This is a genomic window from Paenibacillus sp. P3E, assembly GCF_001909045.1.
GTDB classification, from domain to species: Bacteria; Bacillota; Bacilli; order Paenibacillales; family Paenibacillaceae; genus Paenibacillus_AQ; species Paenibacillus_AQ helianthi.
In genome coordinates, this window is the sequence record NZ_LVWH01000092.1 from 72341 (window position 1) to 85236 (window position 12896).

Genomic DNA, 12896 nt, shown 5'->3' on the forward strand with positions numbered 1-12896 from the left:
AACGATCTGGGCGTTTCCTTCCAATACATAGTGTAAGCCTGAAGGAGGGGAAGACAGATGGAAGAGCAAACCGAATACTCGCAGCTCATAGCGCGCACGCTGGCCGGCAGCCGTGAAGCCTATGGGGAGTTGTATGAAGCGACTGTTCGCGATGTCTACCGGACTGTGCGTTTCCTCGTTTCCGAGCCCTCCGATGCGGACGATGTGGTGCAGGATATCTATCTCGAGCTGCACCGCTCGCTGGAGCAGTATGATGGGACCCGGGCGTTTAAGCCTTGGCTGATGGGACTGGTGATGCGGCAGGTTCAAGCTTATCGGAGGAAAGGCTGGAGACAGCTCCGGATCACAAAGAAAGCGGAGCACACTGCCTCAATCCCGGATGCTGATTTTGCCGGTGAAGTCATAGACAGGCTGTCCAGCCATATGCTCATGGATAAGGTGAACAGTCTGCCATACAAGCTGAGGCAGGTCATTGTTCTGCACTATTTGCAGGAATATTCCCAGGAAGAGGCCGCAGCAATCCTCGGCATTCCGCTGGGGACTGTCAAATCCCGCATTCATGCTGCATTGCAGAAGCTGCGCCGGAAACAAAAGGCTGACACCATTAGAATAGGGAAGGTGGAGGAGATGCATGAGTCTTGAAGAGAACCTGCGGCGGACGCTGCAAGCAGAAACCGAAGGCTGGAGCGCCCCACCGGAACTGAAGGGGAAGATTCTGAATGGGATTTCACCCGGACAAGGGGGCAGACGCATGAAGAAATGGCTCGTAGCTACGATAATAGCGGCATCGCTGATCATCCCGACCGGAGTCTATGCCGGATACAATTACTTGGCTGATTCCGTATATGGTTCACAGGACAACTATATTCAAAACGGCGGCACCCTTGAGCAGTATGACCAGCTTGAAGCCAAGCTCCAGCAGGCGAAGCAGAGCCTGAGTAAGGAGGATTTCCAAAGTCTGACCCGTTTGCTGCATGAGATTGGCGGCTTCAATCTGCAGATTACCGATGCGGCAGGAGTACTTCATCCCGAGAAGCTGAGTGCTGCGGATCAGGAGCGGTATCACAAGCTGGCGGCAGAGCTTGAGCCCTATTTCAGCAAATTGGTAAATACCGGGGCACCGCAGCAACCGCTGAAGCAGATGGACTCCGATACGTTCTTGGAACAGCAGCTTTCCAAGGCGAAGCAGACCTTCAGCGGTAAAGAGCTGGCCAAGTTCCAGCAATTAATCAGTGAATTTAATCTCCTTAATGCCAAAGCAACGGACCCGGATGGCAGTACTCATCCGGAACGGTTTACCAAGGCTGACCTGAACAGTCAGTCCCGGTTGACCGAAGAGCTGAACCCTTATCTGAAGAAGCTGGGTGTCATGCTCAAGCCAATCCAGTAATAGGCTTAAGGCTACCCTGGATAGAGGCGGCACCCTCGCCTCTATCCATAGCACAGCAAAAACTGCCGGAAGGTATAACCTTGCATTCCGGCGGTTTTTCATTCAATGCTGCATTTTGCCTTACATCCTATAATTTCACATAACCCTCTAAAATACCTAAGGGAGGTTATGTATATGAAGAAGCTGGAAGCCATTCAGCAGCGCATCGAAGCGGAGCGCAGGAAGCTGAATGAGATCGAAACAACCTATGGACTGCTGCATCCGAAAGTAATTAAGCAATCCATGAAGCTGGATGAATTAATTAATGAATATACAAGAGAAGATAAAGAATCACTACGCGCGAATCCCCTCGAAGGCTAACGCCAGCAGCTTTTCTACAAATTCCCCATTCAGCATGTCCCCTGTAATCAGCAGACGGTAGAATATCGGTCCATACATAAGATCAATACTGTAATTCACATCCAAATCCTTTTTAAGTTCACCCCGGGCTACTCCACGCTCCAGCAGCTCCCTGGCTTCCTGGCGGCGTGGTGCAAAGAATCTGGTTCGGTTAGCCTCAGCCAGGCCTGCATCGAATTGCGCCTCTCCAATCAACTCGGTAATAACCCTTCCCTCACGGCTGCATAGAAAAACAGCCAGATTCGTCGCATGAATTCGAATATCCTCCTGTACGGAGCCCGTGTCCGGCACGGGAAGCCTGGCAGATGCCGCGGACAGATATCCATCAAGCACCACGGCCGCTTTATTGGGCCACCATTTATAGATTGTCGCTTTGCTGACTTTCGCCCGTTCCGCAATTTTCTCAACAGTTACCGCGCCAAACCCCGCCTCCAGCAGCAAATCATAGGATGCGGCAAGAATGGAAGCCTCAGCTTCGTTGTTGCGCGGACGTCCTCTTTTTTTATCCATAATCCAATCCTCCTGATTTCAATATACCCTAGCCATATTCCGGTTCACTTGGGGAAACTATACGTTCATTATACAAAAGGATACATGAAGTTAGCCAGCCCGACTAAGGATGAATCAAATGAATAAGTTTACAGACAAAACTTTTAATTGCCTATTTACAAAACTATACGTTCAGTATATTATAAAAACATAATTAATGAACTATACGTTTAGTATTTAAATGGAGGGTGGTATTCACATGAACCAGGTAAAGCAGGCAACTCGAGCGTTGAACGTGAAACATGCACAAGAAGGACAGGGAAGTAAGGCAGTCCCCGGTTGGATCACTTTTCTGCTGGCGGCATCCTGCGGGCTGATTGTAGCCAATCTGTATTATGCCCAAACGCTGGTCGGACCGATCAGCGAAGCTACTCATCTCTCATCAGGAGCTGCTGGTCTGATTGTGACACTAACCCAGATTGGTTATGTTATTGGTCTGCTGTTCGTAGTGCCTCTTAGCGATATTATTGAAAACCGCCGTCTAACCGTGATCTCCCTTACCGTAGTGGTGGTTGCTCTGGTTGCGGCCGCCTTCGCTTCGAATGCATCTTTGTTTCTGGGCGCCTCACTATTTATTGGCCTCGGCTCTGTAGCTGCTCAAATTCTGGTACCGTATGCTTCCTATCTGGCAACTGAAGAACACCGCGGCCGGGTCGTGGGAAATGTGATGAGCGGGCTGCTGCTGGGGATTATGTTTGCCCGTCCGCTGGCCAGCTTCATCTCCGGCCTCTGGGGCTGGCATGCGATCTTTGCCATATCTGCTGTAGTGATCACTCTATTGACGATTCTGTTATCCCGTGTTCTTCCAGAGCGCCAGCCTGTACCTTCAATGAACTACGGCGGACTGATCCGTTCCCTGGGTACGCTTTTGAAGAATACACCTGTGCTGCGGCGCCGGGCGATGTATCAAGCCAGTCTTTTCGGAACCTTCAGCCTCTTCTGGACGACCGTTTCATTGCGGCTGGCTGATACCTATCACCTGACTCAACAAGGGATCGCTTTGTTTGCTCTGGCGGGTGTGGCGGGTGCGGTTGCTGCTCCAATTGCAGGAAGATGGGCTGACAGGGGATGGACAAGGCCGTTGACTGGTCTTGCTTTTGGACTTGCGGCCGCTGCCTTTCTGCTGGCTTACCTGTTTCAGGGTGATTCCAAAGTAACGCTGGGACTGCTGGTGGTTGGAGCGATTATATTGGATATGGGGGTATCGGGGAATCTGGTGCTTGGGCAGCGGGCGATATATTCCCTTGGCAGCGAAGCGAGAGGACGCTTGAACGGATTGTTTATGGCGATTTTCTTCATAGGCGGAGCTATTGGCTCCTCGCTCGGGGGCTGGTCCTATGCCTATGGCGGCTGGGGATTAACCACACTGATCGGGCTGGCGCTGCCGGTCCTGGCCTTCTTGTACTACTTGACGGAAAAAAAACAAGCATAAGTTAACAAGGACAATACAGGTGTTGTTATAAAGGACTGCTCTCTAAGCTGGATCAAGCCAGTGCTAGAGATCAGTCTCTTTTTTATGGAGAGCGCCAAATAGACAGCTATCTCGTCAATGGAGACGAGAATAACGTCTATGTGGTTGATGTATCGACGGTCATAAGTACCTTAGGCGAAAGCTCCAAAGAAATCGGAGAAAATCAACGAACAGATCAAGAGTGTCTCGGCTTCTGCTGGGGAACAATTAGCCAGCGTGGAAGAAATTACAGCGGCTTCCAGACTACGTCCTTCCAACAAAAGACCCACAAGAAGATCACCTTGTTTAAAGGGGCCTTCTTGTGGGTCTCTGATTTAGAGAAGCTCTGCTTGCCCGGGTTTACTCTACCCGGAATTTAGAGGCTGCTTCTGCCAGGTTCTTTGTGAGCTGGTCAATCGTTCCCACCATCTCTGCCAGCTGTTCAACGGTATGGGATTGTTCCATCATAGTAGCTGTAACTTCCTGTACCGATGCCGAGACTTCTTCTCCGGTAGCTGAGAGACTTTGAGCCGAATCGAGAACGTCATCCTTGTCCTTTTGCATTTGAGTCATTTCATCAGCCATGGTTTTAATTTGAACCGTTATGTCTGTGACTTTCTCCAGAATGGTCTGGAATGCTTTTTGGGTTTGCCCTACAAGCTCATCCTGCTCAGAGGAAATATTGTTGATTTCAATCACGCTATGATTGTTTTCTGCTACGAAGGCAAGGTTTTGTTGGATGATCTCATAGATATCGTTCGATTGCTTCGAGCTCTGCTCAGCGAGCTTGCGGATCTCGGAAGCCACTACTGCAAAGCCTCTGCCATGCTCTCCGGCTCTTGCGGCTTCAATCGATGCATTTAGCGCGAGCAGATTGGTTTGAGTGGCAATCTGGTTGATGGCTCCTGTGATATTGCTGATGCTGTTGGAGCTGTCCTGAAGCTTAACGGTGATGGCAGAGATTTTTTGGACCTCCTGCTCATTCTTGTCACTGATCTGGATCAGACCCTCGACAACCTGATTGCTGATATGGAAGACTTCGACGATTTCTTCAGCTCTCTGTCTGACCGATTGCGCATTATCGTTCATCACAGCCACTTTCTTGCTGAATCCAGAGAACTTATCGACGATATGTTCAGTGTCATTGGACTGAAGCTCCATCGCCTGGGCAATTCCCATTGAGGTTACGGAGGTTTCATTAATCGAACGAGCAGTCTGCTTGGAGGTCTCCTCAAGCTCATTGGTGCTTGTATTGAGTACTGCAATCGAATGGTTCATATTGGTGATGAGCTCTTTATTTTGCCGGACCATGCCATTGAAGCTATCTGCCAAGTCCTTGAACTCACTGTCATACCGGCCGTTAGCTGCCACGGTTAAGTCGCCTGTAGCCAACTGTTTGAACAGTCTGGACAATGTGATAATGGGTTTGGTTATCCAGCGGGATAATATTAATCCGAAACCAATGGCTATGATCAGGGCTAAAACAGTTACGATCAACATTTTGAGGAACATATCGCGTATAGGCTGTTGAATGTCGTCGAGGGGATCGGATACAGTAATCATCAGATCCGCCCCCGGAATTTTGCTCAATCGGATATAACTATCTTCCGTTTCGGTAGAACTAGCCTTTATCTCTCCGGCTGCCCGATCCTCCAGGAAGGCTTTGGTCCCGGGGTTATCGCCAATGCTTTGCCCGGTTTGGGAGGGATTCTTTGAGTTGTACAGGATAATTCCGCTCCGGCTCGAAATAACTATAGTCCCTTGGTCATTAATTCTGATTTTACCCAATTTATCGGTGAAGAAGCTGCTGTCCTCGGTCATGGCGAACACACCTAATACCTTGCCGTCCAAGTCTTTGATAGGCTGGGCAAAAGCAATGATTAGCTTTTTACTGCTTTTAGACGTAATCGCATCACTGATGAATGGGGCTCCTTTTAGCGCTTCGGTAAAGTATTCCCGGTCGGATCTGGACTGGCTAATCGTGTCAGGTTTTGTGCCGGCAACAATAGTTCCATTAGTATCCAGAACCAGCATGGCATCTGTTCCCCGTGTTCCTTTTATACTATCCATCAGTATTGTATTAGCTTTGTCAAAATACGGGTTTTTCGATGAAAAGAACTCTTTGTCTGGAATAGAGCCTTCTGCTCTAAGCTTCAATAGTTCTTTAAAAGTATTATGAACAGAAATGACATAAGAAGTCTGCTCCTGCAACTGCATGGCCGTCCACAATCCCTCCCCTATACGATCGCCGTTTGCGTTGATTTCATCCTTACTTTTCCGGAGCAGCAAATCCGATGAGAATAGATATACTGTTACCGAAGTCGCCAAGAGAACGACCGCCACCAGCAGGCTTAATAAGAAGGGAAGCTTTACCTTTAAAGAAATGTTCCCTATTTTTTTGGTTGCTTTGTTTACGTTCCCCATATGTTCATTCTCCTCTGTTTTTAAAGTAATCTGTAAATGGCTACGTTACATTATCGGTAATAAAATCGCGTTAATTGAATGAGAAAATCTTACATTCTCCCTTTCTGCTTTTCTGGATAAATCGTTGGTTACTGTAACCTAGTTGTAGCAAGTATTTGTGTAAAAAAAATGATAGAAATATAAGAATATTTGGTTCTCCGCATAGAGGATAATATGAAACCAGCTCTGTGGTCTTCAGGGTAAGATATCTAATATTGCTATAGTTTTTCATGTGCTATAATAATCAAAAATGTTATCGTAGGAGCTGTTACAGGCATGGAAAACCAAAGTGAAACAGACATCGGGCAATTGCTAGAATCTTTGAAAATATCATTACCGCTGGTGCAGCAACTATTTCCACTTGATGTAATGTTCGCGTTGGCGGATGTGGAAAAGTTCATCTATTATCTTCCAGGGAAGGAGCTGGATATCCGGATACAAGAAGGCACTCCGGTTCCGCAAAGCGGAGGATTACGGTTAGCGCTGGAAACAGGGGAAGCCGCCAGTGCAAACATACCGAAGGAAATCTACGGATGGCCTTTCAAATCCTCCTCCATCCCGATTAAGGACAAGAACGGGGCGGTTGCGGGCGTGTTCACGATAGGAATCAGCCTCAGCAATCAGGAGACCCTGAGCTATGCGGCGAACTCACTGGCGGTGACTTCGGAAGAGATCAGTTCCACTTCGGAGGAGATTGCCGGGACAGCCTCTGAATTAGCCAACACCGTAAGCGATCTGAAGGTGCTGGGCCAGAGGGTTGTAGAGGAGCTTCACAAGACAGATGAGATTCTGGATTTCATCCGGAAAGTGGCGGATAACTCCAACCTGCTGGGCCTTAATGCCGCTATCGAGGCTGCACATGCGGCTGAGCATGGGCGTGGATTCGGCATTGTCGCGCAGGAGATCCGGAAGATGTCCGTATCCAGCGCATCGTCTGCGAAGGATATCGCCGGCATCCTGCAGATGATCAAGAAGAACATTAACGAGATGGATGCAACGCTGATGGATTGTATGGCTCAAAGCGAACGTCAGGCGGCAGCGACGGAGGAAATTACCGCCTCCATGCAGCAAATGGCCGCATCTGCCGTAGAGATTGAGAAGATCGCGCGGCTGATCTGAGGAGAGTAGTTATGAAAAGGATTCCAAGTCTACTAATTATGCTGATGTCTGTACTTGTATTGCTGAGTCCTATGCCTGCTGCTGCAGAAGCAGTGAATCCCGGTACCGGTACGGAGCCGCAACTAGAGCAGCAAGACCCGATTAACTTCCCTGTTTCTACTTATGGATATAAGTACTTGGGAACGGCGAACGGACTCTTGTACTTCAAGGAGCCGCTTTTGAGCAAGAATCCGCGTAATACCAAGGGGCAGATGCTTCAGGAGTATGTCGTGACAATCAATCCCAAGACGAATAAGGTGGAGTGGGAGCTTCCGATTTATGGGGGATTCAAGTTCGGTGATCGTGCTTTTTTTGACAAGGCAGGTAATTTGTATAGTCTAGTTGGCGCGGGGCTGAAGCAATTCTCTAATGAAACATTTCTCTATTCCATTAGTCCCAAGGGGACAATGAATTGGGAGGTTATCTTTCCCAGACCGCTTGAGATTGACAGTCTGATCAACAATAAATTGTTTGTGCATGACAACTCCTCGGTCTACGCAGTGAATCTGAACGGTACAGTGGCCTGGAGTAAAAGTTTCGAAAGGGAAAAAATGCAGCCTTCCCATTTTCTTAGCGGGGTTGCCTTGAATGAAATATTGACGCTCAAATATAACTCGCAGCATATAGAAGCATCTTTTGACGTCCTGGACTGGAATTTCAAGAAAAAAATAAGCTATCCGCTAAACGCGAACAGTACAGTAGAGCAAGCGCTCAAGCTTAACAATGATATATATATCCTCAAAATAAAGAAATCCGAGAGCTTGACGCTGCTGGCTGCTATAGGAACAGACGGAAAAGTGAAATGGACAAAGGGAATTGATCCGACAACAAACAGACTATATGTCGTGGACGGCAAACTCTTATTCGCCAATAATAAAGGGTTCTATGTACTGAATGGCAGCGGCGAACAGCTGAATCATACCCCGCTTGCTCCCATACCTGTCAAAGGAATAGCCTACAGATTACGGCTGGATGACAAGTACATCTCTATTACGTCCGATAGCAGAATTGAGACGAAAACTGCGCTTACCGTGCTGGACCGGAAAAGCTACAAAACGCTGTATTCATTCGCTTACCCGCTCAAAGTTGGAGAACAGCCGGCAATCTATTTTGATGATATTTTCTTCAGCCAGGGCAGGTTTTTCACCGTCTATAACGATCAGCTCATTCCGTTCAAATGACACATCAGTTCAGCAAGTCCGTGCACCTGCACGGGCTTTTTGGTGCGGCCGGGCGGCCATACGTGAATATCCTTCCTGCTTGTCATGCCCGTCTGCATATTGCAGGCAAGTCCCTCATAGACATGTACTAATCAATGCTTTTCAAAACAGGTTAAGGGGATGATGTCATGCGCCGGATAACATGGGTACTCGCTATCATTATGAGCGTGACCCTGGTGCTTGCGGGGTGCGGGAAGAAGGATGCCGCTTCCGTGGTCAAGGATTTGAACAATGTGTCTGATAAATTGGAGAGCAAGCAGGGGGCTTACCAGGGTTCAGGCACAATGACGCTGTACACCGGCGAGCAGCCACAGGAGTATAAGGTGGAGGTCTGGTACAAGAATCCTTCCTACTACCGGATCAGCCTGTCGAACGTCCAGAAGGATGTGACGCAAATCGTGCTGCGCAATGATGAGGGCGTATTCGTACTGACACCTAGCCTTGGCAAAAGCTTCCGCTTCCAGAGCGACTGGCCGGACAATCAAGGTCAGGTCTATCTGTATCAAACACTGGTCCGGGGAATTGTCTCCGATAACAACCGCCAGTTTGTGGAGGACGGAGACAACTACGTGTTCGAGGTAGCGGCCAATTATCAGAGCAGCGCACTGGTCCGCCAGAAGATCTGGCTAGCCAAGAAGACCTATGAGCCTAAACAGGTGCAGGTCTCTGACTCCGAAGCCAAGGTTGTGGTGAATGTGAAGTTCGACAGCTTCAAGTTCGATCCGGAATTCACGAAGGATTCTTTTGATATGCAAAAGAATATGGCTACCGGCAAAGCATCCGAAAGCACGATGGCGGAAGTTGACGAGAACGGCAACCCGGTGACTGCACCGGAGAACAGTAAACCGTCAGAGAAGCCGGTAACCGCTGAGCTCGGTGATTTCGGAATCATCGAACCAGGCTATATTCCTGCCGGTGTGAAGCTTAAGGACTCCAACAAAATTGAGGACAGTAAAGATCATTCTGTACTGATCCGTTATGACGGGACCTACCAGTATACGATTATGGAATCGCGTCCGCTGGACCGTGCCGTCTCGCTCGCTCCGGGTAGTGTGATTGATCTGGGCTTCACGGTAGGTCTCCTCAGCGGTGACGAACAGCAGACACTTACCTGGATGAGTGATGGTGTGGAGTACCGGATTACCAGCGCAAATCTCCCGGTTAATGAAATGATGCAAATCGCCGCTTCTATGGAGGAACAAACGGGTAAGTAAATAACAGTAGGCGGATACTGCGTATTGTGGGAGTCATTCCTCTACATGCAGTGTCCGTTTTTTTTATCTTCTTGACGAGGACAGGCCCGGTGGTAGTTCTGCAAAAAGATAGTTCCCGCTTACATTGACAGCCGCCTTCCATTAGCATTACCATTGACAGTAAGACTTAAATCAATGAGATGCTGCAGGAGATGTTTTACTACAATGTTAGAAGGTGACCCTGAAGTGCAAGCAAGCTATCGACCTACAGTAGCCGAGATTAATCTCGATGATCTGCGTACCAATTATGAGGCCTTCCGTAAGGTTCTTCCAGTGGAGACCAAATTCATGGGATGCGTCAAAGGTAATGCGTACGGCCATGGGGCTGTGGAAGTGACCCGGGAGCTGGAACGGCTCGGAGCGGACTATGTAAGTGTAGCTTTTCTGGATGAGGCATTGGAGCTGCGTGAAGCGGGAATACTACTTCCTATTCTCGTACTCGGCTACACCTCACCGGAAGGAATAGCCGTTGCCTGGAAGAACCATGTAACCGTAACACTGTTCACACCGGAGGTGCTTGAGGCGGTAAGACAGCTTCCTGACCTACCGGAGCACCGGCTGAAGGTGCACATCAAGATTGACAGCGGGATGGGAAGGCTGGGGCTTTTACCGGCTGACGCGCCTGAGTTCATCGCTGAAGTGCATTCTGTAGCGCAGGCGGAGCTGGAGGGAATGTTCACACATTTTGCCAAAGCAGACGAAGAAGACAAAAGCTATACACTGTTGCAGCACCGACGGTTCATGAGCGTGGCCGAAACGCTTCGGGACAGAAACATTCACATCCCGATCATACATACGGGCAATAGCGCTACGGCCATTGATACACCTCTTCTATCCCGAAACATGGTGCGTGTAGGCATAAGCTTGTACGGTCTCTATCCCTCCACAGAGGTGAACCACGAGCTTGTGGCTTTACACCCGGTAATGACGCTGAAAACGCAGGCGGTATATGTAAAGACCTTGCCGCCGGATTGGGGAATCAGCTACGGCACCCGGTATTTCACAGACAGCGAAGAGATCATTGCAACGCTTCCTGTGGGGTACGCTGACGGATATTCCCGCATGCTAACAGGCAAAGCGGAGGTGCTAATACGAGGACGCCGCGTTCCTGTCGTCGGAACGATCTGCATGGACCAGTGTATGGTAACGCTCAAATCTTTCGCTGAAGAAGCGGAACAAATCAAAGCTGGCGAAGAGGTTGTTCTCATCGGCCGCCAGGGCGCCGTGTCCATTACGGCGGATGAACTGGCACTCCATCTTGGAACGATTCACTACGAGGTAATCTGTATGCTGGCCCACCGGGTGCCGCGTGTGTATGTACGCGAAGGCACTGCTCCGAACCTGGTCAACCCCTTGCTGCAGACCTAATGTCATTGCCGTGCTACTCATGCAGGAACTGAATAGAAGGATTATGCCGTGTAGACTAGTATGACTTATGGTCTATACGAACCGCCAATTGTAGTTTATAATGGAATGCAGCATACTTGATATACTGGCGGCATATATTCCTTGTATAAAATTCCTTGTATATTGTAACACTGGAACACAAGGGCAGAAGGTTTGTGGGGGTGGAAGAGAAGGTGGCCAATTTGCAGAACACCAAAAGAATCATGATCAGCTTGCCCGATCATCTCTTGCAGGAAGTGGATGGGATCGTCCAATTGGAGAACTCCAACCGGAGTGAATTGATCAGGCAGGCCATGAAGCTGTATCTAAGCGAACGGAGGAAACGGACCATACGCGATTCGATGCAGCGTGGCTATATGGAAATGGCTAAAATCAATTTGACCATGGCGTGCGAGGCGTTTCTCGCGGAGGAAGATGCAGACAGTACTCTTGGCCGCTTAGTAAGCGGGGTGTAGATATTGATCGTTAAACGCGGCGACGTTTTTTTTGCCGACCTTTCGCCGGTGGTGGGTTCAGAACAAGGCGGAGTACGGCCGGTACTGGTCATTCAGAACGATATTGGCAATCGCTTCAGCCCGACAGTCATAGTGGCAGCCATCACTGCCCAGATTCAGAAGGCTAAACTGCCGACGCATGTAGAAATTGATGCGGCTGCTCACGGCTTTGACCGGGATTCCGTCATATTGCTGGAGCAGGTTCGGACAATTGACAAACAACGCTTAACCGATAAGATCACCCACCTGGATGATGAAACGATGAAACTGGTGGACGATTCGCTGCAAATCAGCCTGGGACTGATTGATTTTTGAATCAGGCAGACTATAGATCGCACGGTAATGTATGGAAAGACGCACTCGGGATAACCCGGTGCGTCTTTTTTAACTCTATATGAACGCTATGCCGGGCAGACGGTATCCATTTCACTTTGAGAAAACCCTGTGCTATAATTAGACCGTACGGTCGGTCTAGAAGGAGGTGGTCAGGATTAAAGGACGTTCTGACGGAGAAGAGACAAAGAAACGCATAGTGCAGAAGGCAGCACAGCTGTTTGTGCAAAAAGGGTACGGAGCGGTAACCATGAACGAGGTGTGTTCAGCGGCCAAGGTCAGCAAAGGGAGCCTGTATCATCATTTTCCCAGCAAGGATGAGCTGTTCCTGTACATTGTGGAAGATGATACAGAGCAATGGCTGCTCCAGTGGACACAGAAGAAGAGCAGCATCAGCGGTTTCGAAGAGCGGTTCTATGCACTTGGTGAGCATTATGCGAACGATTACCAGAACCCGCTGATCCGGGCACTTGAAGAATATGCCAGATCCCGGGCCCTTTCCAATGTGGTTCAAGAGCGTCTTGCACGGCTCTACGAGTCCGGCTCGGAAGCCTGCCGCAATCTTCTGCAAGAGGGGATGGACTCTGGATATCTGGTCAAAGGCGATCTGGACAATTATGTAATCGTTGTGAGCGGACTGCTGGAGGGTGTCGGCAGAGTTAGCGAGATCATGGCCGTTGTCCATGCGCCGAATGATATCATGAAATTTTACCGGGAAGCGATAGCGCTGCTGCTGCAGGGTATACGTGCGCGGTAAGGGAACGTGGCAAATTTCCAATA

Annotated in this window: 13 protein-coding genes; 11 read left to right on the top strand and 2 right to left on the bottom strand. The window is 49.1% G+C overall.

All coding sequences use genetic code 11. From position 1 onward, the window contains the following. Positions 1-57 precede the first annotated feature (57 nt). From A3842_RS09290 to A3842_RS09300, 3 genes are all read left to right on the top strand, one after another. A complete protein-coding gene (locus A3842_RS09290; RefSeq protein ID WP_074083218.1) occupies positions 58-642 on the top strand; it encodes a sigma-70 family RNA polymerase sigma factor in 585 nt (194 codons plus the stop codon). Next, positions 632-1390 carry a DUF3600 domain-containing protein gene (locus A3842_RS09295; RefSeq protein ID WP_074101161.1) on the top strand — a complete coding sequence of 253 codons (759 nt, stop codon included), beginning with the start codon at positions 632-634 and terminating at the stop codon, positions 1388-1390. Before A3842_RS09290 ends, A3842_RS09295 begins: the two co-directional genes overlap by 11 nt. Before the next feature lie 174 nt (positions 1391-1564). Next, complete coding sequence (locus tag A3842_RS09300) at positions 1565-1750, top strand: aspartyl-phosphate phosphatase Spo0E family protein (protein WP_074083220.1); 186 nt, start codon at positions 1565-1567, stop codon at positions 1748-1750. Here the strand turns inward: A3842_RS09300 and A3842_RS09305 are convergent. Next, positions 1724-2299, bottom strand: coding sequence for a TetR/AcrR family transcriptional regulator (locus tag A3842_RS09305; protein ID WP_074083221.1), 576 nt, complete (start codon positions 2297-2299; stop codon positions 1724-1726). The two genes, A3842_RS09300 and A3842_RS09305, sit on opposite strands and share 27 nt — an antisense overlap. A 238-nt stretch (positions 2300-2537) precedes the next feature. Here A3842_RS09305 and A3842_RS09310 point away from each other — a divergent pair, with 238 nt between their 5' ends. Continuing rightward, entirely contained in the window at positions 2538-3770 is a 1233-nt protein-coding gene (locus A3842_RS09310) for an MFS transporter (RefSeq protein ID WP_083606954.1), read from the top strand. Between the two features lie 378 nt (positions 3771-4148). Here the strand turns inward: A3842_RS09310 and A3842_RS09315 are convergent, their stop codons facing one another. After that, the gene (locus A3842_RS09315; RefSeq protein ID WP_074083222.1) at positions 4149-6212 is read right to left on the bottom strand and encodes a methyl-accepting chemotaxis protein; all 2064 of its coding nucleotides are present in this window, start codon (positions 6210-6212) and stop codon (positions 4149-4151) included. Positions 6213-6572: 360 nt separating this feature from the next. On the opposite strand from A3842_RS09315, the gene A3842_RS09320 reads away from it, so the two are divergent. The 7 genes from A3842_RS09320 to A3842_RS09350 all read left to right on the top strand — a co-directional run bounded on the left by A3842_RS09320 (position 6573) and on the right by A3842_RS09350 (position 12873). Beyond that, positions 6573-7370: a methyl-accepting chemotaxis protein gene (locus A3842_RS09320; protein ID WP_305953384.1), complete on the top strand. Its 798-nt coding sequence runs from the start codon at positions 6573-6575 to the stop codon at positions 7368-7370. Between the two features lie 11 nt (positions 7371-7381). Further along, positions 7382-8590 (top strand): hypothetical protein, encoded by a 1209-nt coding sequence (locus tag A3842_RS09325; protein ID WP_074101162.1) that lies wholly within the window; start codon positions 7382-7384, stop codon positions 8588-8590. Between the two features lie 167 nt (positions 8591-8757). After that, complete coding sequence (locus tag A3842_RS09330; protein ID WP_074101163.1) at positions 8758-9843, top strand: LolA family protein; 1086 nt, start codon at positions 8758-8760, stop codon at positions 9841-9843. A 225-nt stretch (positions 9844-10068) separates the two neighbouring features. Beyond that, a complete protein-coding gene (alr, locus tag A3842_RS09335) occupies positions 10069-11250 on the top strand; it encodes an alanine racemase (protein ID WP_074083339.1) in 1182 nt (393 codons plus the stop codon). Positions 11251-11462: 212 nt separating this feature from the next. Continuing rightward, positions 11463-11744, top strand: a complete 282-nt coding sequence (locus A3842_RS09340) for a CopG family ribbon-helix-helix protein (RefSeq protein ID WP_025708964.1) — start codon at positions 11463-11465, stop codon at positions 11742-11744. A gap of 3 nt (positions 11745-11747) precedes the next feature. Beyond that, positions 11748-12098, top strand: a complete 351-nt coding sequence (locus tag A3842_RS09345) for a type II toxin-antitoxin system PemK/MazF family toxin (protein ID WP_019913013.1) — start codon at positions 11748-11750, stop codon at positions 12096-12098. A gap of 217 nt (positions 12099-12315) precedes the next feature. Beyond that, complete coding sequence (locus tag A3842_RS09350) at positions 12316-12873, top strand: TetR/AcrR family transcriptional regulator (protein WP_178382320.1); 558 nt, start codon at positions 12316-12318, stop codon at positions 12871-12873. Positions 12874-12896: the final 23 nt, after the last annotated feature.